This window comes from Pseudorhodoferax sp. Leaf274, assembly GCF_001422445.1.
Classification (GTDB): domain Bacteria; phylum Pseudomonadota; class Gammaproteobacteria; order Burkholderiales; family Burkholderiaceae_C; genus Pseudorhodoferax.
In genome coordinates this window covers 103,932-126,536 of the sequence record NZ_LMNA01000001.1, presented here as the reverse complement: position 1 = coordinate 126,536, position 22,605 = coordinate 103,932, and the positions used below count along the sequence as shown (strand labels likewise).

Sequence of the window (22,605 nt, the reverse complement as noted above, 5' to 3'; positions counted from 1 at the left end):
CGTGAACACCTTCTCCAACATCCTCATCGACGGGCTCGCGTACGGCATGGTGCTGTTCGTGATCGCTGTCGGGCTGTCGGTCACGCTGGGGCTGATGCGCTTCGTGAACCTGAGCCATGGCGCCTTCGCCATGGTCGGGGGCTACTGCGCGGCCTTGCTGACCCGGGAGCTCCAGTGGAGCTTCTGGCTGGCCGTGCCGCTCGCGGTCATCGCCACCGGTCTGCTGGGCGCCGTGCTCGAGGCCACCGTGCTCCGCCATCTGTACCGGCGCAAGGAGCTGGACCAGGTGCTGTTCACCATCGGCCTGACCTTCGTGCTGATCGCCACGACGAACGCGCTGGTGGGCCCGCAGGTGCAGATGGTCCAGCTGCCGCCCTCGCTGGCCGGCTCCATCGACCTGGGGTTCCGGACGATGCCGGCACAGCGCCTGCTCGTCATCGGCGCGGGGATCGCCGTCGCGCTAGCAGCCGCGTGGACGGTGACCCAGACCCGCTTCGGCATCTGGCTGCGCGCCACCGTGGACCACCCCGGCACGGCGTCTTCGCTGGGCATTCCGATCCGGACCGTGCAGTGCCTGACGTTCGCCGCCGGCGCGGCCCTGGCTGGGCTGGGTGGCGTTCTTGGCGCGGAGGTCATGCCGCTCGAGCCGTACTACGCCCTGAAGTACCTGGTCCTGGTGCTCGTGGTCGTCGCCGTCGGCGGCATGGGCAGCATTCCCGGCTCCCTGTGCGCCGCCATCCTGCTGGGCCTGATCGAGACCGCGAGCAAGTACCTCGCGTCCGACTGGGGCAGTCTCTTTTTCTTCGCGGCGATGGCCATCGTGCTGGCGTGGCGTCCGAATGGGTTGCTGAAGCGATGATCACGATCTCCCTTACCAAGCCGGCGCCGGCCGAGACGGCGGTTGTCGCGTCCGGCCCGCGTTGCGCGCCCGCTTGGCGTGCCCCGGTACTGACCCTGGCCTTGGGCCTGGCAGCCTGCGCAAGCATGCCTGATCAGCTGGGCCTGCTGACCCGCATCTTCATCGTCGGGCTGTTCGTGCTGTCGCTCGATCTGGTGGTCGGCATCGCCGGCCTGGCGACGCTGGGCCATGCTGCGATGTTCGGCACGGGCGCATACGCGGCGGGCGTGTTCGCTCTGCACGTGGCTCCCGATCCGCTGCTCGGCTTGGGCATTGGCCTCGTGGCCGGCGCGCTGCTCGCCGGGCTGAGCGGCGCCTTCCTGCTGCGTTACCAGGGCTTCACCTTCCTCATGCTGACGGTGGCGGTATCGCAACTGGTCCTGTCGGTGGCGCACAAAGCGCGGGGATGGACCGGCGGCGACGATGGGCTGTCGGGCTACACCATGGGGCCGCTGCTGGGCCGCTTCGAGTTCGACCTGGAAGGCCGCGTGGCTGCGTACTACGCCCTGGCCATCCTCGTGCTGGGCTTCTACGTGGCGCGCAGGCTCGTCGACTCTCCGTTCGGCCTGGCGGTCCGGGGCATCCACGAGAGCCGCGCCCGCATGGCCGCGCTGGGCACGCCGGTCTACCGCCGGTTGCTGGCCATTTACACCGTGGCGGGCGCGCTCGCCGGTGTGGCGGGCGCATTGTCTGCACAGACCACCGCCGTCGTCGGCTTGGACAGCCTCTCGTTCGCGCTGTCGGCCGAGGTGCTGGTCATGCTGATCCTGGGAGGCGCAGGGCGGCTGACCGGTGCGCTGGTCGGCGCGGCCGTCTTCCTGGTGCTGCACCACACGGCATCGTCGATCAATCCCTACCACTGGCTGTTCATCGTGGGCGGCTTGCTGATGCTCGTGGTCCTGTTCCCGCCAGCGCAAGCCCTGGCATGGATGCGCAAGCGCTTGGGAGGCGCCCCATGAGCGACCTGCTCGAACTGCGCCATGTGGACAAGCGCTACGGCGGGCTCCACGTCACGCGCAAGGTCTCGTTCCGACTGGCCGCCGGCGACCGGCTCGCGCTCATCGGTCCCAACGGCGCGGGGAAGACGACGCTGGTTCACCAGATCAGCGGTGTCGTCCCGTCGGACAGCGGCGAGGTGTGGCTGCGTGGCGAGAACGTGTCGCGGCTGTCGCAGGCCAAGCGGGTGCGCCACGGTTTGGCGCGCACCTTCCAGATCACCACGTTGGCGCCGCATCTGCCCGTGCAGCGGCAGATCGAGATGGCGCTGTTCGAACGCGAGGGCCTGAGTGGCAGTGCCTGGCGCAGCGTCGATGGCTACCCATCCCTGACCGCAGAAGCGCAGGAGCTGCTGGGCCGCTTCGGTCTCGCAGCCCACGCGGCAACGGCCACCCAGGACCTGGCCTACGGTGAACAGCGTCTCATCGAGATGGCTCTGGCGATGGCCCTGCGGCCCAAGGTCCTGCTGCTGGACGAGCCCATGGCGGGCGTGCCCAAGGGCGACGGCGCCAAGCTTCTGTCCGCATTGGATGCGCTGCCCCAGGACCTCGGCGTGCTCATCATCGAGCACGACATGGACCTGGTGTTCCGCTTCGCCAACCGCATCGTCGTGCTGTGCGAGGGCGCGGTCCTGGCCGAGGGCACGCCCGACGACATCCGGCGCGACCCGAAGGTTCGGGCCGCCTACCTGGGGAACTGACATGTCTGCGTTGATGCTCGAAGTGAAGGCCGTCCAGGCGGGCTATGGCCCGATGACGGTGCTCGATGGACTGTCGTTCCAGGTGGCGCGCGGCGAACGGCTCGCCATGATCGGCCGCAACGGTGTCGGCAAAACCACAGCCTTGCGCGCGGTCATGGGCGTGATACCGCTGCGGGGTGGCGCCATCGTCTTCTGCGGCGAAGACGTCTCCCGGCTGTCTGCCCACCAGCGCGCCGAGCGCGGCCTCGGCCTCGTGCCGCAGACGCGCGACGTATTCCCTTCGCTGACCGTGGAGGAGAACCTGCTCGCGGGCCTGAAGCGGCGACCGAAGACGGCGCTGGGCGAAGCCTACGACCTGTTCCCGCGCCTGGCGGAACGCCGCCACAACGGCGGCAACCAGCTGTCCGGCGGCGAGCAGCAGATGCTGTCCGTGGCGCGTGCGCTGCTCGGCCAGCCCAAGCTGTTGCTGATGGACGAGCCGCTGGAAGGCCTGGCTCCCTTGATTCGGCAGGAACTCCTGGCAGCGTTCCGCCGGCTGAGCCAGCAGACCGGCATCAGCGTGGTGATCGTGGAGCAGCAGGTTGACGAAGCCCTGGCGTACGCCAGCCGGGCTGTCATCCTCGACCACGGCAGCGTCGTGCACGACGCCGAGGCGGCCGCGTTGGCGTCCGATACCGGCACGCTCGAACGCTGGATCGGCATGGCGGTGCACTGAGATGTACGCTGAGAACCGCGAACTGAGCGCTGGCGGCCCGCGTGCCAGCCAACACAACAGGCATATCGACCTGGAGCGCTATGTCCCGGCCTACCTGACCTGGACTGCGAACAAGCTGTCGCGCGGCGCGTCCGGCTTCTACCTCAAGCACTTCGGTGTCGGCATCGAAGTCTGGCGCTGCCTGGTGCTGCTGGCCGTCGACGGGGCGTGCTCGGCCAACCAGGTGTCGCGCGTCATCGGCATGGACAAGGCGTCGGTGAGCCGATGCTTCAAGACCATGCAGGAAGACGGCTTCATCCGCATTGCGCTCGACCAGAACGACGGCCGTGCCCGCATCGCGGTGCTGACCGACCAGGGCCGCGCGCTGCACGACGCGATCCGCGATGTCGCGCTGGAGCGCGAGCGGGCGCTGCTGGAGGTGCTGTCCAAGGACGAAGCGAAGTCGTTGCTGACCTTGCTGCAGCGTGTGCACGAAAACCTGCCGGAGGTGGAGGCCGCGACCCAGCGCTTCCTTGCCGCCCGCGAAGCCAGAGGCCGCGCGAACACGGAGCGCGCGCAAAGAGGTGGATGAGATGGTTGAACTCGACGTGAGAGTGCGCGCCCGCCGCAACGAGGCGGACGGCATCTGCAGTTTCGAACTGGAGCCGGTCGCGGAGGCGCCGCTTCCATCCTTCAGCGCCGGCGCGCACATCGATGTGCACGTGCCGTCGGGTCCTGTGCGGCAGTATTCGCTGTGCAGTGACCCGCACGACCGTGGCATCTGGCGCATCGGCGTGCTGCGCGAGCCGGCGTCTCGCGGCGGCTCGTCCGGCATGCACGATGCGGCCCCGGTGGGCACCGTGCTCAAGGTCAGCGCACCGAAGAACCTGTTCGCATTGACCGAAGCGCCGTACAGCGTCCTGGTCGCGGGTGGCATCGGCGTGACGCCCATCCTCGCGATGGCACTGCAGTTGCAGCGCGATGGCCAACCATTCGAGCTGCATTACTGTGCCCGCGCACCTGAGCGCATGGCGTTTCGCGATGAGATTGGCGCAAGCCGGTTCTCGGACCGGGCAAGCATGTACTTCAGCGACCTGGCGGACGGCCCCAAGTTCGACGCCGTGGCGGCGTTCCGCACCGCTCCCGCAGGGGCGCACCTCTACGTGTGCGGCCCTGCAGGTTTCATGGACCACGTGCTCGCATCTGCGCGGACCGCGGGATGGGCGGAGGAGCGCCTGCACCGCGAGCACTTTACAGGCGCAGTGCAGGAGACCGCGGGTGACCAGCCATTCCAACTGCGGCTGGCCCGGTCCGGCGCCACCCTGGACGTCCCCGTGGGCATGACCGCGCTGCAGGTCCTGCTCGACAGCGGCATCGACGTGAACTACTCCTGCGAGTCCGGGGTGTGCGGCACCTGCATCACAGCCGTGCTCGAAGGACTGCCGGACCACCGCGACGCCTGCCTGATGGACTCGGAGCACGCGGACAACAAGCTCTTCACGCCGTGCTGCTCGCGTGCGAAGACACCAGCCCTCGTTCTTGACCTGTGAGCCCCGCTCACGCCCCAAAGGAGAACCCCATGACCATCGAAAGCATTCCCATCCAGCCGGTGTCGGCCACGCCTGCTCTGCCCAAGTTCCCGCTCAACCAGTGGTACATGGCCGGCTTCTCCACCGATGTGACCGACAAGCCCGTGGGGCGCATGTTCCTGAACCAGCGCGTGGTGCTGTTCCGTACCGCTGACGGCCAGGTCGCCGCGCTGGAGGACCGCTGCTGCCATCGCTCGCTGCCGCTGTCCTGCGGCACGGTGGAGGCACAGGGTGTGCGCTGCGGCTACCACGGCATGCTTTACGCGCCGAACGGCCAGTGCCTGGAGATTCCCGGCCAGGAGAAGATTCCGACCAAGGCCAAGGTCCGGGCTTACCACATCGCCGAGAAGAACCACATCCTCTGGATTTGGATGCCCAAGGAAGTTGGGGGTGCGCCGACCCTTGAAGCACCCGACTACCCCTGGCACAACGACCCCCGCTACAAGTTTGGAACCGGCTCCTACCACTACAAGGCGCCTTGGCAGCTGATCCACGACAACCTGTTGGACCTGAGCCATCTGGGGTACGTGCACCTGCAGACCATCGGTGGCGATGCGCGGCTGCACATGAACGCCGGCATGAAGGTCACGCAGGATGGCGACACGGTCAAGGTGGTCCGGCAGATGCCCGGATCGCGCCCACCGCCGACGTACAAGGCGGCCTGGCCGTTCGGCGATTCCTGCGACCGCTGGCAGGAAATCGAGTTCGCGTTGTCGCACCTGAGAATCTGGACGGGCGCCATCGAGCCTGGCACCGATTCCATCGACGACCCCCAGCGTGGGGGCTTCCACATGCGCGGTCTGCACGGCATCACACCGGAGACCGACGATACCTGCCACTATTTCTGGAGCATGTCGAGCACGCGCCACCCGGACAAGCCGGACAACAGCCAAGCGGTCATCCAGCAGACCGCCTTCACGTTCGACGAGGACCGCATCGTCATCGAGGAGCAGTACCGGAACATCAAGGAGTTCGGAGGAAAGCCCGAGTGGATCGACATCCATGTCGATGCGGGCGGCAACCGAGCCCGGCGGGTTGTCCAGCGGCTGCTGGCGGAATCTGCCTGAGGGCAGGGTCACTGCATGGACCGCGGCAACCCGTCTAACCGCGAGGTCGGCGTGCCACTGCCTCGGGGTAGCGCTCTTCCAGGAACAGCGCCGTCGCTTTCTCGACGCTTGGCAGGTTGTCGTGGAGCCTTCGCAGCAAGTCCATCAGCGTCTCCCGCTCCGCTTTGGTGAGCACAGAGAGGAAGACGCGCTCGCGCTCACGGGCCAGCTCAAGAATCTGGTCGTGGAGCGCGCGCCCCTTCTCGGTGATGCTGGCGATGCGAAGGCGTCCATCGCGGTCGTCGAGGCTGAACGTGATGAGGCCGTCGGCCTGCATGGCCTTGAAGACGCGGCTCACCGAAGCTTTGTCCATACCGATGGTTCGAGAACACGACTGAGCAGTCACGTCGTTCTCGATGGCCAGCAATACCAAGAGGCGCCAGGTTTCTATCCCCACGTCGAATGCACGGAGGTAGGCACTTGAGGCGCCTCCGGAGAGCTTGTTGGCGATCCAGGTCAGGTACGCAGGGGCGTACTGCTCGAGGTCGATGACCGGGGGCGCCGGCTTCTTGCTCCTCATGCGCGCTCCCTTGGCCTCTGACTGCGATGCTTTGCTCATGCTCCGGATAGCTCCCTGTGTCATCGAATTGTGGCGCATCCCCCATGGGGCCCCGGGCGGCTTGCGCATCTCGCTGAGGGTGCACAGGTCCTGTCCGGGAGGAAACTTCAGCAGCTTGCTAGTCCGTCGCTGGCAACGCATTGAGGCCGCCTCGCACAAACTGCATGTAGGTTCTCACCACCGATTCCGGGATGCCGCTGTTTTGCTTTGAACGATGCAGGTGGTAGAGATAAAGGTAGTCACGCGCTGCGATCAGCAGGTAGGCCAGCGTGTCTAGTTCGTCCTCGCGGTACAGCGTGATCACACCTGCCTGGCGGGCACGCTTGAGAAACTTCAGGTAGCGCCGCACCACTTCCTCATGGTGGCGTGCCCAGGCCGCTGGGGCTTCGACCTCGGCTTCGTTCAGTACGCGCCAAAACCAGGGGTTCTCCTGCAGATACGCGAACACCGCACGCGCGCCGATTTCCTCGATCTCGAAGAAGTCGCTCTTGCCGTGGGCGCGTTCGCGCACGTGCTCGAGCATGTGGAGACCGAAGTGCGGCAGCAATTCGTCGAACAGAGCCTGGCGTGAAGCGAAGTACAGATAGAACGTGCCCTGCGCCATGCCGGCGTCAGCCGTGATGCGCTGGATCGACGCATCTCGGTAGCCAAATTCGCCGACCACGCGTGCGGCCGACATCAACAACTGCTCGCGCGTCCGAGCCGCACGCTCGTCGCGCGTGATTTGCACGGCGGGCGAGAAGACCTTGCGTGACCGTCCTGTCCGGCTGCCTGAGGCGCTTGCCACATCCATTCCTTTCCTGCTGTTGGGCCTGCTCCTGCATGCCGTTCAAGGGTTCGATTTTCAGTTTACCGGTCGCCTTCGCTCCATCCGTTTCGGGTGTTTTCCCTAGTGCGAGGGCGTGGCAAATGGCTGAAACTGATTAATGAATCATGGTTCATTTTATGTCGCAAACTACAACCATCGAGCAGGCCCGCCAAGCCGAAGACGCCTTTCGCGCCGAGGTCCGCGCGTACTGCGAGCACGGGTTGCCGGCCCATGTGCGCGCCAAGGTGCACGCCAACCTGTTCCTCACGAAAGAGGACAACCTGGACTTCCTGCGCTCGCTGGCGCCGCGCGGATGGGTCGCGGGCCACTGGCCGCGCGCCTACGGCGGTGCCGAGTGGACGCCGCTGCAGCGCCTGGTCTTCGAGGAGGAGAGCACGCGACTCGGTGCGCCCTGGCTGATCCCCTTCGGCGTGAACTACGTCGGCCCGGTGATCTACACCTTCGGCTCCGCGGCGCAGAAGGCGCGCTTCCTGCCGCCCATCCTGGCATCCGAGGAGTGGTGGGCCCAGGGCTATTCGGAGCCCGGCGCGGGCTCGGACCTCGCGGGGCTCAAGACCCGCGCCGTGCGCCACGGCGACCACTACCGCGTGAGCGGCCAGAAGATCTGGACCAGCTACGTGCAATGGGCCGACTGGATGTTCTGCCTGGTGCGAACCAGCGAGGAAGCGCGGCCGCAGCAGGGCATCTCCTTCCTGCTGATCGACATGCGCAGCCCCGGCGTGCGGGTGCAGCCCATCCGCACCATGGACGGCTGCCACCATGTCAACGAGGTGTTCCTCGACGAGGTGCGTGTGCCGGTCGAGAACCTGGTCGGCGAGGAGGGCCGCGGCTGGACCTACGCCAAGTTTTTGCTCAGCAACGAGCGCATCCTGGCGGCCGAAACCGGCCGCTCCATGCGCCAGCTCGAGCACTTGAAGCGCCTGGTGCGCGAGGTGCCCAGCACCAGCATTGCCGACCGGCCGGTCTTCGAGCGCCGCGTCGCGCGCATCGAGCTGTCGCTGCACGCGCTGCGCGCCTACTGCCTGGCCTACGCGCGGCGCATGGACGCCTCCGGCCCGCCCGGTGTGGAGGCCTCCATCATGAAGCTGCGCGGCTCCGAGCTGCAGCAGCAGATCTCCGAGGCCACGCTGGACTGGCTGGGCCAGGCCGCCATCGTCTACGACCCGGCCGACGTCAACGCCGACAACGCGCGCTCGCCGCTGGGCCCGCAGGACGCCAGCGGTGCCGTGCGCGAGTACCTGCACGGCCGCGCGTCCACCATTTACGGCGGGTCCAACGAGATCCAGCGCAACATCATCAGCAAGGCGGAGCTCGGCCTGTGACCCACAAGACCTGGTTCGACGACACCGACGCGGCCCTGGACGAGGCCGCCCAGCGCTACCTGGCCGAGCGCTACCCCTTCGCGCAGCGCCAGCGTCTGGCATCCGCTGCGCGCCGCTTCGATGCGGCGATCTGGGAGGGCCTGGCGCAGATGGGCTGGTGCAGCGTGGCCAACGAGGCCGAGCAGGGCGGCTTCGGCGTGCGCATCTCCTCGGTCTGCCTGCTGTCCGAGCGCGCCGGCCAGGCGCTGCTCAACGAGCCCTGGCTGTCCAGCGGTGTGCTGGCACCCTGGCTGGTCGGCCGGCACGCCAGCGCCGCGCAGCAACAGGCCTGGCTGCCGTCGCTGCTCAACGGCCAGCGCCGTGCCGCCTGCCTGCTGGAACCGCAAGCCATGGCGGTGCAGGGTGGAACGCTGACGGGCCGCCAGAGCCTGGTGCCCGATGCCGACCTGGCCGAGCAATTGTTCGTGGCAGCCGAGGGTGCGCTGTGGCAGGTCGACACCGCGCAGGACGGCGTGCAGCGCCGGCCACTGCCGCTGCTCGACGGCCGCGGTGCAGCCAGCGTCGATCTCGTCGATGCGCAGGCCACGCGGCTGGACGGCACGCTGCCGTTCACCGCCGGCCCCGCGCTGCAACTGGCCGCGCTGGCCACCGCCTGCGACGCCTGGGGCGCACTGCGCGCGGTCTTCGACCTCACGTTGAACTACCTCAAGACGCGCCGCCAGTTCGGCGTGCCGCTGGGCTCCTACCAGGCGCTGCAGCACCGCATGGTGGACTTCTACATCCGCGTTGAGGAAAGCCGTGCCGTGCTGGACCAGGCCATCGCCGCGCTGGCGGCTGGTGCGGACTCGGCCACGCGCGATGTGCATGCCGCCAAGGCACTGGTCTGCGAGCACGCGCTGCTTGGCGCGCAGGAGGCCGTGCAACTGCACGGCGGCATCGGCATCACCGAGGAGTACGCCGCCAGCCACTACCTGCGCCGCGTGCGCGTGGACGAGCAGCTCTACGGCGCGGGCGAGCAGCACTTCCTGGCTTTTGCCGCGACGGCGGCCACCACCGCCACCGTTTGAAGGGAGACCGGAAACCATGGACTTTTCCAGCTACGAGTGCATCGAATTCCAGCGCGAGGGCCGCATCCTCACAATCGCGTTGAACCGCCCCGCACAGCGCAACGCCGTCAATGCGCGGCTCCACCATGAGCTCTCGCGCGTGTTCACCGATGCGCAGCGCGACCCAGACTCCGACATCGTGGTGCTGACCGGCAACGGCAGCGCCTTCTGCGCCGGCGGCGACATCGACTGGATGCAGCTATCGGTGGACGAGCCGAGCGAGTTCGAGCGCACCGCGCGCGAGGCCAAGGACATCGTCTATACCCAGCTCGACCTGGAGAAGCCGCTGATCTGCAAGCTCAACGGCCACGCCACCGGCCTGGGCGCGAGCTTGGCGCTGCTCAGCGACATCGTGGTGATGGCGGCCGAGGCGCGCATCGGCGATCCGCATGTCAGCGTGGGCCTGGTGGCGGGCGACGGCGGCGCGCTGATCTGGCCGCAGCTCGTGGGCTATGCCAAGGCCAGGAAGTACCTGCTGACCGGCGAGCTCATGACCGCGGCCGAGGCCGAGCGCATCGGCCTGGTGACAGACGTGGTGCCGCGCGCCGAGCTCGATGCCCATGTGGCCGCGCTGGCCCAGCGCCTGGCGGCTGGCGCCACCAAGGCCATCCGCTGGAGCAAGGTCACGACCAACCTGCCGCTTCGCCAGCTGTTCCACAGCTACTTCGACGCTGGCGTGGCCTACGAGTGCCTGTCCAACGGAACAGCCGACCACGCCGAGGCCGTGCGCGCCTTTCGCGAACGTCGCCCACCCGTGTTCACGGGCCGCTGATTTTCCACCCGCCACCGCCTGACAACATCCAGGAGACACCCATGCCCGCCATCCCACGCAGAAGCGTCCTCAAGGCTTCGGCCCTGGCCGCCGTTGCCGCCACCACCGGCCTGCCAGCCCTCGTGCGTGCGCAATCCGGCTCGCTCAAGATCGGCCTGATCACGCCGCTCAGCGGTCCGCAGGAGTTCATCGGCTCCTACGTCAAGAACGGCGCTGACGTGGCGATCGAGCAGATCAACAAGGCCGGCGGCATCCTGGGCCGGCAGGTGCAGCTGGAGATTCGCGACGACAAGGCCAACCCCGCCGCCGCGCTGGCCGCCGCGCGCGAACTGCTGGGCGCGGGCGTCAATCTGCACACCGGCGGCATCTCCAGCGCGGTGGTGCTGGCGCTGGGTCCGGTGATGCAGCAGGAGAAGGGTGTGTTCATGACCTGCGGCGCCGGCACCGAGAAGATGAACCACGAGAACTACTCGCCCAACCTGTTTCGCCCCGGCGACGCGCCCGACGCGCGCACGCGCGCCCAGGCCAAGCTGATGGCGCAGAAGTACCCCGACATCACGCGCTGGACCGGCCTCGTGCCCGACCACGAGTACGGCCGCACCACCTGGAGCATCTTCGTCGACGCGCTGCTGGAGTTCTATCCGGCCATCGCCGGCAAGAAGCCCACGGTGCTCGAGCCCATCCTGATGCCCTACGGCGTCTCCGACTACCGCAATTCGATCACGCAGGCGCTGCGCCAGCAGGCCGACGGCGTCTTCAACTGCACGTACGGCGGCGACGCCATCACCATGTTCCAGCAGGCGCGCGGCTTCGGCCTCATGAACCGCTACAAGGTGGTCTGCGATGCGGCCAACGAGTTCCTGGTGGCGCGTGGCCTCAAGCAGCAACTGCCCGCGCAGTGGACCGGCATGCACTACTACGCCGAGGCCAACAAGGGCAATGCCATGAGCGACCGCTTCGTCGCCGACTACGCGGCCAAGACCAAGGACAGCGAGCCGCTGGGCTGGGCCGCCGAGGCCCACGCCAGCCTGTACGCCTACAAGCAGGCGATCGAGAAGGCCAGGTCCACCGACACCGAGGCCGTGATCGCCGCGCTCAAGGGCCTGACCTGGGACACCGTGACCGGCCCGCGCACCATGCGCGCCGAAGACAACCAGGCCATCAAGGACGTCGAGCTGGTCTACCTGGAGCCCGCCACCACGGACAGGGGCTACAAGGTGGCGCAGTACGTCAAGGTCGACGGCAAGACCGTGATCTTCCCGCCCACGCCGGGCAAGAAGCTCACGCTGCGCACCGCCTGAAGAACGCATGCTGCTGGCAGACATCGCCACGCTGCTGGTCAACAGCCTGACCTGGGCCATGGCGACCTTCCTGGTCGCCGCCGGGTTGACGCTGGTGTTCGGCACGCTGCACATCCTGAACTTCTCGCACGGCGGCTTCTTCATGATCGGGGCCTACGGCGCGTACTCGCTGGCCCAGGCCCTGGGCGCCGGCAGCTCGATCGCGTTCTACCTGTTCGGCTCGCTCGTGGCCGGCGTGTTCGTGGCCCTGCTGGGCCTGGTGGTGGACCGGCTGGTGCTGAGGCGCCTGGCCGGCGTGGAAGACGCCTACGTGCTGATCGCCACCTACGCGCTGCTGCTGGTCTGCGAGGGCGCGACCAAGCTGGTCTGGGGCCTGAACTACCACAGCGTGATGCCGCCGGCCGCGCTGGACGGCGCCTGGCTGCTGGGCAATGCCGTGGTGCCACGCTTCTCGCTGTTCATCATCGGCGCGGGCATCGTTGTCTTCGTGGCGCTGGAAGTGTTCCTGAACCGCACCGGCCCGGGCCGGCTGGTCAAGGCCATTGCCGTCGATCCCTGGATGGCGCGGCTCCTGGGTGTCAACGTGCGCTGGGTCTACACCGCCACGGTGGCCATCGGCTTCGCGCTGGCCGGCCTGGCCGGTGGCCTGCTGCTGGCCAACCAGACGCTGTCGCCCACGCTGGCCAGCGCCTTCGTGATCCAGGCCTTCGGCGTCATCATCATCGGCGGCATGGGCAGCATCAGCGGCGCCTTCTTCGGCTCCATCCTGCTCGGGCTCATCGATGCGGTGGGGCAGTGGGTGCTGCCGGGCCTGCCGGGGCTGCCGTTCTTCGTGGCCATGACGCTCATTCTGCTGATCCGGCCGCAGGGCCTCATGGGCAAGAGGCACTGAACATGCAAGCCTCTACCTTCGCGGGCGCCAGCCCCCGGCGCGACGCCACCGTGCTGCTGCTGGTCATGGCCGCGGCCCTGCTGGCGCCGGCCTTCCTCAACCGCGGCCTGGTGTTCATCGCCGGCATGGTCTGGATCAACGCCGTGTTCGGCCTGGCCTTCAACCTGCTGTTCGGCCTGTCCGGCGTGCTGAGCTTCGGCCAGGCCATGTTCTTCGCGGCCGGTGCCTATGCCACGGCGCTGTTGACGCAGGGCAGCGGGCTGCCGTTCATGCTGGTGCTGCCGCTGTCGGGGCTGGTCGGCGCTGTGCTGGCGGCGGCCGTGGGCGTGGTGTCACTGCGGCGCAGCGAGGGCGTGTACTTCGCCATCCTGACGTTGGCCTTTGCCGAACTGCTGCACTTGCTGATCGCCAACACCGGTGCGCTGGGCCGCAACGACGGGCTGGCCGGCTTGACCCGCCCCGTGCTGGCCCTGGGCGGCTGGCGCATCGACCTGGCGGCCGGCGACAACTTCTACTACTGCATCGTCGGGGTCTGCGGCTTGCTGATCGCCTTCGTGCGCTGGCTCATCGGCACGTCGTTCGGCCGGGCGCTGCAGGCCGTCAAGCAGGACCCTGAGCGCGCCGAGTTCCTGGGCATCCCGGTGCGCAGGCACCGCCTGGCCATCTTCGTGCTGGCTGGCGCCGTGACGGCCACGGCCGGCGCGCTGGTCGCACCCTGGGCGCAGATCGTCACACCTGAACTCGCGCACTGGTCCAACTCGACCAACCCCATCCTCTACACCCTGCTGGGCGGCAGCGCCTACTTCTGGGGGCCGGTGCTGGGTGCGCTGGTGCTCTCCTGCGTGTTCTACGTCACACGCACGCTGGTGGGGCTGTCGGACATGGTCACGGGCCTCTTGCTGCTGGTCGTGGTGGTCGGGCTGCCGGGCGGCATCCTGGGCCTGCTGGCGCGGCTCACGCAGCGGGGAGACAAGCGGTGAGCGCCTTGCTGCAAGCCACCACGCTGGACAAGTCGTACGGCCCGATCCGCGTGCTGCGCGGCGTGAGCCTCACCATTGCGCCCGGCGAGTCCCATGTGGTCATCGGCCCCAACGGCGCCGGCAAGACCACGCTGTTCAAGGTGCTGACGGGTGAGCTCTACGCGGACCGCGGCCAGGTGCTGTTCGAGGGCGCAGACCTCACGCGCATGCCCGCGCACCAGCGCGTGCACCGCGGCTTCGGCCGCACCTTCCAGGTCGCCAAGGTGTTCACCAAGCTCAGCGTGCAGGACAACCTGCGCGTGGCGCTGGAGGCCGGCGCGCGCCGCGGCAATCCCTGGGGCCGCGTGCCTGCCGCGCGTGCCGCGGCCTTCGACGCGCGCATCGCTGCGCTGCTGGACGACACTGGTTTCGCATCCCAGCGCGAGGCCGTGGCCGGCACGCTGGCTTATGGCGACCGCAAGCGCCTGGAGCTTGCCATGGTGCTGGCGCTGGAGCCGGCCGTGCTGTTCCTGGACGAACCGACCGCCGGCATGTCGGCGGCCGAGCGCCAGGCGTCGGTGCGGCTGCTGCAGCAGGTCAAGCGCCGGCGCGGCTTGGCCATGCTCATGACCGAACACGACATGGAGGTCGTGTTCGGCCTGGCCGACCGCATCTCGGTGCTGCACCACGGCGAGCTGATCGCCTCGGGCAGCCCCGACGCCATCCGCGCCGATGCGCGCGTGCAGGAGGTTTATCTGGGTGACGAAGGGGATGGACATGCTTGAGGTGCGCGACCTGCATGCGCAGTACGGCGACAGCCGCGTGCTGTTCGGCATCGACCTGTCGGTGCCCACTCGCGGCGGCGTGGCGCTGCTGGGCCGCAACGGTGCCGGCAAGTCCACGCTCATGAAATCGCTGCTCGACGCCGGCCCGCAATCGCGCGGCGAAGTGCGCCTGGACGATCAGTCCCTGGCCGGCCTGCCGACCGAGGCACGGGCGCGCCTGGGCCTGGCACTGGTGCCCGAAGACAGGCGCATCTTCACCACGCTCACGGTGCGCCAGAACCTGGAGCTGGCCTGGCACGCGGTCGGCAAGGACCGCCCACGCATGCAGGTGGCCGAGGTCGTGACGCTGTTCCCGCTGCTGGCCACCTTGCTGAACCGGCTGGGCTACCAGCTCTCGGGCGGCCAGCAGCAGCTGGTGGCGGTGGCGCGCGGGCTCATGGCCTCGCCCCGGCTGCTGATGATGGACGAACCGGCCGAGGGCCTGGCGCCCAAGGTGGCGCACGACCTGGCGCGCGAGGTGCGCGCCGCGCGCGACAAGCTGGGCCTGACCGTGCTGGTGGCCGAGCAGAGCATCGCCTACGCGCGCCAATGCACGGAGTACGTCTACCTGCTGGACAGCGGAGCGCTGGTCTTCTCGGGCGACTGGGCGGCCTTCGATGCGAACCCCGAACTCAAGACCCGCTACCTGGCGGTGTAGCCATGGAGAACACCATGCGACGAGACATCAGCGGCTGGGACGTGCGTTGGGACGAGGCACGCGCACGGCAATGGGTGGCCGAAGGCAAGTGGCTGAACCGCACGCTGGCCGACGCCGTGCGCGAGGCTGCACGCGATGCACCCCACCGCGTGACCCAGGTCTGCGGCGGGCGCGGCGTGACGGCCGGCGAGGTCTGGGACGGGGCGACGCGCCTGGCCGGCGCGCTACAGGCCCACGGCCTGCAGGCCGGCGACGTGGTCGCCTTCCAGACGCCCAACTGGCATGAGGCCGCGTTCATCGACGTGGCCTGCTGCCTGCTGGGCCTGGTGGTCTGCCCCATCGTGACGATCTACCGCGACCGCGAGGTCGAGCTGATCCTCTCGGACAGCGGGGCCAAGGCCATCTTCATCGCCGAGAGCTTCCGCGGCTACGACTTCGCAGCCATGCTGGCGCGCATAGCGCCCAGCGTGCCCACGCTGCGGCATGTATGGACGGTGCGTGGCGCTGCGGGCACGGGCCAGGACCTGGGAGACCTGATCGCCGGCGCAGCGCCGCTACTCACGCCGACCGCCGTGTCGCCGGACGCGGTCAAGCTCGTGCTTTACACCTCGGGCACGACGGGCAAGCCCAAGGCCGTGCTGCATTCGCACAACTCTCTGATCCGCGCCACGCTGATGTGCGCCCGGCACTGGGGCATCCGGCCCGGCGACACCACGCTGATGCCTTCGCCGGTCACCCATGTCACGGGCTTCAGCCATGGCCTGGAGATGCCGTTCTACGGCGGCACGCGCTGCGTGCTCATGGAGAGGTGGGACGCGGCGCAGGCGGCCGACACCATCGACCGCGAGCAGGTGGTCTTCACGATCGGCGCCACGCCCTTTTTGCAGGAGCTCATGGACGTGGCCGAGGCGCAGCAGCGCCAGCTGCCCTCGCTGCGGCTGTTCCCCTGCGGCGGTGCGGCGGTGGCGCCCGAGACCATCTACCGCGTGCCGCGCGTGCTGCCCAACTGCCGCTCGTTCCGTGTCTACGGCTCCAGCGAGGCGCCGATGATCACGCTGGGCTGGTGCGCCCCAGGCCAGGAGAAGCTGGCGGCCGAGACCGACGGTGAGATCGTCGACTTCGAGGTGCGCGTGGTCGACGCCGACGGCCGGCCGGTCGCTCCGGGGCAGGAGGGCGAGATCTGCGCCCGCGGCCCGGCGCTGTTCCTGGGCTATGCCGACGCCGGCCATACGGCCGAGGCCTTCGACGACGAGGGCTTCTTCCACACCGGCGACATCGGCTACGTGCAGGGCAGGGCGGTGGTCTTCACGGGTCGCATCAAGGACCTCATCAACCGCGGCGGCGAGAAGATCAGCGCCAAGGAGGTCGAGGACCTGCTGCACCAGCACCCGGCCGTGCAGGCCGCGGCCGTCGTCGCCATGCCGCACGCGCGGTTGGGCGAGACCGTCTGCGCTTACGTGATCGCGCGGCCCGGCGCCACGGTGGACGCCGCCAGCATCGGTGCGCTGCTGGACGCGGCCGGCGTCGCGCGGCAGAAGTACCCCGAGCGCTATTTCTTCGTCGACGCGTTCCCGAGCACGGCCTCGGGCAAGGTCAAGAAGGACCTGCTGCGCAAGGACGCGCTGGAGCGCTGCAAGGGCTGATTTCCCTCAACGACAGGAGACACTATGCACCGCAGAACCTTTACCGCGCTGGCCCTGGCGGCTGCGCTGGCCGCCGGCCCCGTGCTGGCCCAGGACGCCTGGCCCCAGCGCCCGATCCGCCTGGTCGTGGGCTTCACGCCTGGCGGCTCGACCGACCTGGCGGCGCGCATCGTGGCCCAGGCGCTGGCCGAACGCCTGGGCAAGCCCGTGGTGGTGGAAAACAAGCCCGGTGCCAGCGGCAACATCGCCACCGAGTTCGTGGCCAAGTCGCCCGCTGACGGCTCCACGCTGATGCTGTGTACCATCCCCACGCACGCGATCAACCCGCACCTGTACAAGAACCTGCCCTACGACCACCTGAAGGACTTCGCGCCCGTGTCGCTGGTGGCCATGCTGCCCAACATCGTGGCGGTCAACCCGCAGGTGCCGGCCAAGGACCTCAAGGAGCTGGTGGCGCTGGCAAAGAAGGAGCCCGGCAGGTACCAGTTTGCCGCAGTGCCGGGCGGCTCGCCGCACCTGACGGCCGAGGTGTTCAAGGACACGGCAGGCATCCAGTTGCAGCTCGTTCCCTACAAGGGCGCCAGCCCGGCCATCACCGACGTGATCGCCGGCCATGTGCCCATGGTGTTCGAGAACGTGGCGCCGACCATGGCCTTCATCCAGAGCGGCAAGCTGCGGCCCATCGCGGTCACCTCGCCGACGCGGCTGCCCGGCCTGGAGTCCGTGCCCACCGTGGCCGAGTCGGGCTACCCGGGCTTTGCCGTGGAGGGCTGGAGCGGCATCGTGGCGCCGGCCGGCACGCCGGCCGCGGTGCTGGACCGGCTCAACACCGAAGTGCGCGCGGTGCTGGCCGAGCCCGAGGTGCAGGCGCGTTTCGTGCAGCTTAACCTGCGCGCGCGGCCCAGTTCGCGCGAGGAGTTCGGCAGCTTCATGCGCGAGCAGACGGATTTCTGGGGCAAGCTGATCACCCGCATCGGCTTGAAGCTGGACTGAGGCCATGCCACGCATCCCCGCGCTCGAAGTCGCTGCACTGCCGCCTGCGCTGCAAGCCTTGCTGGCCAACCGGCCGCCTTACAACGTCTACCGCGTGCTGGCACACGCGCCCACTGCACTGCCGGGCTTCATGCAGCTGGCCAGCGCTCTGCTGACCCAGGGCGAACTCGACGCGCAATTGCGCGAGATGGTGATCCTGCGCGTGGGCGCGCATTGCCGATCGGACTATGAGATTCACCAGCATCTGAGGCTCGCGCGCCACGTCGGCACGAGCGATGCACGCATCGATAAAGCGCTGCGGTTGGATGAGCCGGCGACCGCGGAGACGCTTGAGGACCGACTTTTGGCCTTTACTGACCAGGTCGTGCTGCAGGTCAAGGCCGATGCCGGATTGTTCATTTCCCTGCAGGCCGAGCTATCGCCGCGCGCGCTGGTCGAGCTGCTTCTGACCATCGGGACTTACATGATGGTGTCGCGCGTTCTTGAAAACTTGGAGGTGGAGGTCGAACGCGATGGCGTGGAGATTGCAGGCCACTACCAGGCTCCTACCTCAGCAGATTGACGGACGAGGTCCGCCGCGACTCTTTGGTTGGCAGTACCCTTGTGGTGCCGCCTCTTGCGGGCAGAGGCGAACAAGCCGAGTTGCGGTGCGTCAGTGTCTGCTCCGCCGGTGGTTGCAGACACTGAAGCGCCCACCATCGACTTCCGCATCCGGCCACAAGCCGCCCTTCACATTAAGGCCTCGACCGTCCACAGTACGTTGGAAGCAGTCCCTCCGAGCGTGGCCACGAACATGCAGCGATAGGTCGTGATAGCTCAGGGGACTGCTTCAGAGCCCTTTGACAGAGCCCAACGGCGCATCAAAACGTGTGCCGCACGCCCGTCGCGATCACCCGCGTCTTGGCATCCGGCGCACCCGCGACTTCTCGCTTGGAAAAGTTGAAGCCGCCGTACAGGCTGGTGCGCTTGGACAGGTAGTACAGCGCCGCCACGCCGAGGCCGTCGCGCTTGGCGCCGCTGCCCGTCAGCACGTCGTCCTTGGACCAGGCGTAGCCGGCCGTCAGCGTGAGCAGGCCACCGACCGGCACGTCCACGCCCAGCTGGTATTCCTGGGTCTTGTCGATGTTGGCCGACTTGCCCGCCAGGCGGCCGTAGGCACCCAGCAGCTTCGCGAAGCCGAGGTTGTACGTTCCGTTGAACTGGAAGAAGCGGGCCGTGGGCTCGTCGCCTCGGCGTTGCTCGGTCTGGTAGGACAGCATGGCCACCGCCGGGCCGGACACGTAGGACAGCATGGCCGAGGCCACCTTGCCCGCGCTCGCGGTGCTGGTCTTGTTCTCGCCCAGGCTGTACATCACGCTGCCTGACAGGCCCGAGAACGTGGGCGTGTAGTAGAAGACCGAGTTGCCCGGCTTGGCCTGGTAGTCGTTGCTGGCCCAGACGAAGGCCGCCGGCGCGAAGATGCGCGCGTTGAAGCCGGCCGCGCCGATGCCCTTGGCATCGTCGAAGGGCGAGACCGCGCGGCCGATCCGCACCTCACCGAAGCCACCGGAAAACCCCACCCAGGTCGCGTTGTTGAACAGCGAGCTGCCGGTCTCGCCCGTGTAGTAGTTGTTGTTTGGCCGCATGGCGCCCGTCGCCGCGTCGAAGTCGCCCTCCAGCTTGAAGTTGGCTTTCAGGCCGCCGCCCAGGTCTTCCGTGCCTTTGAAGCCGAGCCGGCTGTGCTTGATGCCGCCGCCGCGGACCACGGTCTGCGTCAGGTGCTCGCCGTTCGCGGCCGGGGTTTTAACAGAGCCGACATAGGCATCCAGGATGCCGTAGATCGTCACGCTGGATTGGGCCGAGGCGGCGCTGCAGCAGAGGATGGCGGCCAGGGCGATGAGGTTCTTGTGCATGGTGGGCTTCTCGCAAGGTTTAAAAAAAGTGACAAATCAGGGTGCAGGGGCCTGCGGCAGGCAACAGCCCGCCCACACCCCTGCGCAAGGGCGTTGGTCCTGGGCCTTCAGGCCCGGTCAGGTGAAAGGGATGCGGCCGGCCGGCCGCAGCGTCAGAACTTCAGGAAGTAGTCCTGCAGGGTCGCGACGTCCTGGGTCTGCGTGAGGCCCAGTGCCAGCAGGATGCGGCCCTTGTGCGCCGGCAGGTTGTCGCCAGCCACGAAGCCGGCCGCCCGCACGCGGTCGCGCGCATCGACGCGGCCCGAGTGCGCACGCGCCGCCTGCACCACGACCACGCCGGCCTCGACCGCGCGGGCTAACGCCGCGCGCTCGCCCGGCGCGCCGCAGCCCGGCGCGAAGCCAGCCGCCACGATGCCCTTGGCGCCCGCGGCCACTGCGGCGTCGATCAGCGCGCCGTCGGCACCCACATGCGAGACCACCATGTCCACGCGCGGCAGCACGTCGATCTTGCGCACGTCGAACGGAGTGGCGCTGGTGTGGGCGCGCACCGGCGTGCGGTAGTAGCTCACGAGGTCGGAGTCGGCATAGCCCAGCGCGCCCAGGCCTGGCGACTGGAAGGACTGCAGGCGGTAGGTGTCGGTCTTGCTGACCTCGCGCGCGGCCTGGATTTCGTCGTTCAGCACCACCAGCACGCCACGGCCACGCGACTCGGGAGCAGCCGCCACGCGCACCGCGTTGATGAGGTTGAGCTGAGCATCCGAGGAGATGGCACTGAAGGGCCTCTGCGCGCCGACCAGCACGACCGGAATGTCCAGGCACAGCGACAGGTTCAGGAAGTAGGCCGTCTCTTCCAGGCTGGCCGTTCCGTGCGTCACAACGATGCCGGCCAGGCCGGGATGCGCGTCCGCCACCTCGTGCAGCTTGCGGCCCAGAGCGATCCAGTCGGCCGGACCGATGTCGATGGCGGCCATGTTGCGGAACCGCACCGGCAGCACGTCGGCGTGCAGCGCGATGTCCGGCACCTGCTGGGCGATTTCGTCGGCTTGCATGATGTTGCCGGTGTCGCCGTAGTTCACCAGGTCGAGCCGGCCAGTGCCGAGCGAGGAAATCGTGCCGCCCGTTCCGAGCAGGGCCACTTGGGGTTTCGTTGTCATGTGCGTTCTCGTGTGAATCAAAAATGGATGAAGGGTCAGCGGCCTTGGCGCATCACTGGTGCCAGGCGCTGTACCAGCAGCAGGACGATGAGGGACAGTCCGATCAGCACGCCGGAGGCCGCAGCCACGCGCACGTCCAGCGATTCCTCGACCATCTGGAACATGCGCAGCGGCAGCACCGTGGTGCGCGCATCGGCCAGGAACAGCGTGATGGAGACGTTGTCCAGCGACTGCATGAAGACCAGGAAGGCGCCGGCCAGCACGCCGGGCAGCAGCAGCGGCAGCGTCACGCGCAGGAAGGTCGGCAGCCGCGCCACGCCCAGCATGGTTGAGGCCTCTTCCAGGTGCGGGTCGATGCGCTGGGCAATCGCCAGCGTGGAGCGATACATGAGCGGCCCGAAGATCACGATGTGACCGGCCACCACCAGCCACAGCGAAGGCCCCAGGCCCACCTTGCCGGCCGCCAGCAGCGCCGCCAGGCCGTAGACCAGGCTGGGCAGCACCAGCGGCGCCAGCACCAGCGGCTCCAGCAGCGCCACGGGCCGCTTGCCCAGCCGCGTCATGCCGAAGGCGGCCGGCACCGCGAACAGCACGGCGCCCAGCACGGCCAGGCCGGCGATCTTGAGCGAGTTCAGCGCGGCCTCCTGGATCGGTGCGGACTGCAGCGGATCGAGCAGGCTGCGGTACCAGCGCAGCGAGTAGTTGTCGGGCGGGAACTTCAGCGTCTGCCCGTCGGTGAAGGACATGGCCAACGCCACGCCCACCGGCGCCACCATGAAGACCAGCGCCAGCACGCCGACCGTGCCGATCACCAGCCAGTAGCTGCGTTCAAGCAGCGCGTCGAGGAGTTTCTGCATGACTTTGTCCTTCCGGCTCAGGTACCAGCCAGGCGACGGTGGCGCGAGAGCTGGGTCACGCCCAACATCACGGCACCCGTGGCCAGCAGCAGCACGGTGGAGATGGCGGCCGCGTTGGGCCACCGGAACAGCACGCCCACCTCGCGGTAGATGTACTGCGGCACGTAGATCAGCCGGGCACCGCCGATGACCGACTGCGTCACGTACGAGGTGGTCGCCGCCGCGAACACCAGCACCCAGCCAGCCAGCACCGCCGGCGCCATGGTCGGCAGCAGCACCGTGGCCAGCTGGCGCCAGCGGCCCGCGCCCAGCGTCTCGGCGGCCTCGACCAACGAGCGGTTGGTGCGCGACAGCGCGGCGATCACAGGCAGCACGAGCAACGGCAGCTCGATCTGGCACAGCACCACGACCAGCGCTAGCTGATTGAACAGCAGGCTGGTGGGCCGCTCCAGCAGCCCCAGTTCCACCGCGGCCATGCTGATCGGCCCCTGCCGGCCCAGCAGCACGATCCAGGCGAAGGTGCGCACCACGTTGCTGGTCAGCATGGGCAGCAGCGTCAGGAAGATGATGGCGCTGCGCCCCCACTTGCCGCAATGCCAGTACAGCAGCGCAATCGGTAGGCCCACTAGCGTGGTGCCCAACACCACGTACAGGCCCAGCAGCAGCGTGTCGACCAGCACCTGGCGCGAGAACTCGTCGCCCAGGAAGCGCAGGTAGTTGCCCAGCGTGGGAGTACCCTCGGCCGTTGCGAAGCCCATCGCCACCAGCAGGCCCAGCGGGATCGCGAACGCCAGGCCGCTCAGCAGTGCGAGCGGCGTGACGAAGGGCAGGCCCGGCCAGCGAAAGAGGAGCGCGCGCATG

The 22,605-nt window shown here is 68.3% G+C and carries 24 protein-coding genes and 1 pseudogene; 19 read left to right on the top strand and 6 right to left on the bottom strand.

Annotated features, from left to right (window positions below; all coding sequences use genetic code 11):
• The first annotated feature begins 1 nt into the window (after position 1).
• The 7 genes from ASF44_RS00575 (at position 2) to ASF44_RS00545 (ending at position 5,944) form a co-directional block, all read left to right on the top strand.
• Positions 2 to 859: a branched-chain amino acid ABC transporter permease gene (locus tag ASF44_RS00575; RefSeq protein ID WP_056897249.1), complete on the top strand. Its 858-nt coding sequence runs from the start codon at positions 2 to 4 to the stop codon at positions 857 to 859.
• 125 nt (positions 860 to 984) lie between these two features.
• Positions 985 to 1,857, top strand: a complete 873-nt coding sequence (locus ASF44_RS00570) for a branched-chain amino acid ABC transporter permease (protein WP_162243765.1) — start codon at positions 985 to 987, stop codon at positions 1,855 to 1,857.
• Positions 1,854 to 2,594 (top strand): ABC transporter ATP-binding protein, encoded by a 741-nt coding sequence (locus ASF44_RS00565; protein WP_056897247.1) that lies wholly within the window; start codon positions 1,854 to 1,856, stop codon positions 2,592 to 2,594. The genes ASF44_RS00570 and ASF44_RS00565 overlap by 4 nt, the downstream gene beginning before the upstream one ends.
• A gap of 1 nt (position 2,595) precedes the next feature.
• Positions 2,596 to 3,309, top strand: a complete 714-nt coding sequence (locus tag ASF44_RS00560; RefSeq protein WP_056897246.1) for an ABC transporter ATP-binding protein — start codon at positions 2,596 to 2,598, stop codon at positions 3,307 to 3,309.
• Between the two features lies 1 nt (position 3,310).
• Positions 3,311 to 3,880 carry a MarR family winged helix-turn-helix transcriptional regulator gene (locus tag ASF44_RS00555; RefSeq protein ID WP_056897245.1) on the top strand — a complete coding sequence of 190 codons (570 nt, stop codon included), beginning with the start codon at positions 3,311 to 3,313 and terminating at the stop codon, positions 3,878 to 3,880.
• Between the two features lies 1 nt (position 3,881).
• Positions 3,882 to 4,838 carry a PDR/VanB family oxidoreductase gene (locus ASF44_RS00550; protein WP_056897244.1) on the top strand — a complete coding sequence of 319 codons (957 nt, stop codon included), beginning with the start codon at positions 3,882 to 3,884 and terminating at the stop codon, positions 4,836 to 4,838.
• 29 nt (positions 4,839 to 4,867) lie between these two features.
• Positions 4,868 to 5,944: an aromatic ring-hydroxylating dioxygenase subunit alpha gene (locus ASF44_RS00545; protein ID WP_056897243.1), complete on the top strand. Its 1,077-nt coding sequence runs from the start codon at positions 4,868 to 4,870 to the stop codon at positions 5,942 to 5,944.
• A 34-nt stretch (positions 5,945 to 5,978) separates the two neighbouring features.
• On the opposite strand, the gene ASF44_RS00540 is transcribed toward ASF44_RS00545, so the two are convergent.
• Both ASF44_RS00540 and ASF44_RS00535 read right to left on the bottom strand, forming a co-directional pair.
• On the bottom strand, positions 5,979 to 6,503 hold the full coding sequence (locus ASF44_RS00540; RefSeq protein WP_056897242.1) for a MarR family winged helix-turn-helix transcriptional regulator: 525 nt from the start codon (positions 6,501 to 6,503) through the stop codon (positions 5,979 to 5,981).
• 157 nt (positions 6,504 to 6,660) lie between these two features.
• Positions 6,661 to 7,335: a TetR/AcrR family transcriptional regulator gene (locus ASF44_RS00535; protein ID WP_082524429.1), complete on the bottom strand. Its 675-nt coding sequence runs from the start codon at positions 7,333 to 7,335 to the stop codon at positions 6,661 to 6,663.
• A gap of 152 nt (positions 7,336 to 7,487) precedes the next feature.
• Here ASF44_RS00535 and ASF44_RS00530 point away from each other — a divergent pair, with 152 nt between their 5' ends.
• The 12 genes and pseudogenes from ASF44_RS00530 (at position 7,488) to ASF44_RS00480 (ending at position 18,403) form a co-directional block, all read left to right on the top strand.
• Positions 7,488 to 8,693, top strand: a complete 1,206-nt coding sequence (locus tag ASF44_RS00530; RefSeq protein WP_056897240.1) for an acyl-CoA dehydrogenase family protein — start codon at positions 7,488 to 7,490, stop codon at positions 8,691 to 8,693.
• The gene (locus ASF44_RS00525) at positions 8,690 to 9,760 is read left to right on the top strand and encodes an acyl-CoA dehydrogenase family protein (RefSeq protein ID WP_056897239.1); all 1,071 of its coding nucleotides are present in this window, start codon (positions 8,690 to 8,692) and stop codon (positions 9,758 to 9,760) included. Before ASF44_RS00530 ends, ASF44_RS00525 begins: the two co-directional genes overlap by 4 nt.
• Positions 9,761 to 9,776: 16 nt before the next feature.
• On the top strand, positions 9,777 to 10,571 hold the full coding sequence (locus ASF44_RS00520; protein ID WP_056897238.1) for an enoyl-CoA hydratase/isomerase family protein: 795 nt from the start codon (positions 9,777 to 9,779) through the stop codon (positions 10,569 to 10,571).
• A gap of 41 nt (positions 10,572 to 10,612) precedes the next feature.
• Positions 10,613 to 11,872: an ABC transporter substrate-binding protein gene (locus ASF44_RS00515; protein ID WP_056897237.1), complete on the top strand. Its 1,260-nt coding sequence runs from the start codon at positions 10,613 to 10,615 to the stop codon at positions 11,870 to 11,872.
• Between the two features lie 7 nt (positions 11,873 to 11,879).
• Complete coding sequence (locus ASF44_RS00510; protein WP_056897236.1) at positions 11,880 to 12,764, top strand: branched-chain amino acid ABC transporter permease; 885 nt, start codon at positions 11,880 to 11,882, stop codon at positions 12,762 to 12,764.
• Positions 12,765 to 12,766: 2 nt separating this feature from the next.
• Positions 12,767 to 13,744 (top strand): branched-chain amino acid ABC transporter permease, encoded by a 978-nt coding sequence (locus ASF44_RS00505; RefSeq protein WP_056897235.1) that lies wholly within the window; start codon positions 12,767 to 12,769, stop codon positions 13,742 to 13,744.
• 62 nt (positions 13,745 to 13,806) lie between these two features.
• Positions 13,807 to 14,259 (top strand): annotated as a pseudogene (locus ASF44_RS33200) (ATP-binding cassette domain-containing protein); the annotation flags it as partial.
• 15 nt (positions 14,260 to 14,274) lie between these two features.
• On the top strand, positions 14,275 to 14,508 hold the full coding sequence (locus ASF44_RS33195; RefSeq protein ID WP_369820896.1) for a hypothetical protein: 234 nt from the start codon (positions 14,275 to 14,277) through the stop codon (positions 14,506 to 14,508).
• Positions 14,501 to 15,205: an ABC transporter ATP-binding protein gene (locus ASF44_RS00495; protein ID WP_056898122.1), complete on the top strand. Its 705-nt coding sequence runs from the start codon at positions 14,501 to 14,503 to the stop codon at positions 15,203 to 15,205. Before ASF44_RS33195 ends, ASF44_RS00495 begins: the two co-directional genes overlap by 8 nt.
• Before the next feature lie 14 nt (positions 15,206 to 15,219).
• Positions 15,220 to 16,848, top strand: a complete 1,629-nt coding sequence (locus ASF44_RS00490) for an AMP-binding protein (protein ID WP_056898121.1) — start codon at positions 15,220 to 15,222, stop codon at positions 16,846 to 16,848.
• 24 nt (positions 16,849 to 16,872) lie between these two features.
• Positions 16,873 to 17,841: a tripartite tricarboxylate transporter substrate binding protein gene (locus tag ASF44_RS00485; RefSeq protein ID WP_056897233.1), complete on the top strand. Its 969-nt coding sequence runs from the start codon at positions 16,873 to 16,875 to the stop codon at positions 17,839 to 17,841.
• A gap of 4 nt (positions 17,842 to 17,845) precedes the next feature.
• Positions 17,846 to 18,403, top strand: coding sequence for a carboxymuconolactone decarboxylase family protein (locus ASF44_RS00480; RefSeq protein WP_056897232.1), 558 nt, complete (start codon positions 17,846 to 17,848; stop codon positions 18,401 to 18,403).
• 298 nt (positions 18,404 to 18,701) lie between these two features.
• Here the strand turns inward: ASF44_RS00480 and ASF44_RS00475 are convergent, their stop codons facing one another.
• From ASF44_RS00475 to ASF44_RS00460, 4 genes are all read right to left on the bottom strand, one after another.
• Positions 18,702 to 19,733 (bottom strand): porin, encoded by a 1,032-nt coding sequence (locus ASF44_RS00475; protein ID WP_056897231.1) that lies wholly within the window; start codon positions 19,731 to 19,733, stop codon positions 18,702 to 18,704.
• 152 nt (positions 19,734 to 19,885) lie between these two features.
• Complete coding sequence (locus ASF44_RS00470; RefSeq protein ID WP_056897230.1) at positions 19,886 to 20,887, bottom strand: asparaginase; 1,002 nt, start codon at positions 20,885 to 20,887, stop codon at positions 19,886 to 19,888.
• A 35-nt stretch (positions 20,888 to 20,922) separates the two neighbouring features.
• Positions 20,923 to 21,744 (bottom strand): ABC transporter permease, encoded by an 822-nt coding sequence (locus ASF44_RS00465; RefSeq protein ID WP_056897229.1) that lies wholly within the window; start codon positions 21,742 to 21,744, stop codon positions 20,923 to 20,925.
• Between the two features lie 17 nt (positions 21,745 to 21,761).
• Positions 21,762 to 22,604 (bottom strand): ABC transporter permease, encoded by an 843-nt coding sequence (locus tag ASF44_RS00460; protein WP_056897228.1) that lies wholly within the window; start codon positions 22,602 to 22,604, stop codon positions 21,762 to 21,764.
• Between the last annotated feature and the right edge of the window lies 1 nt (position 22,605).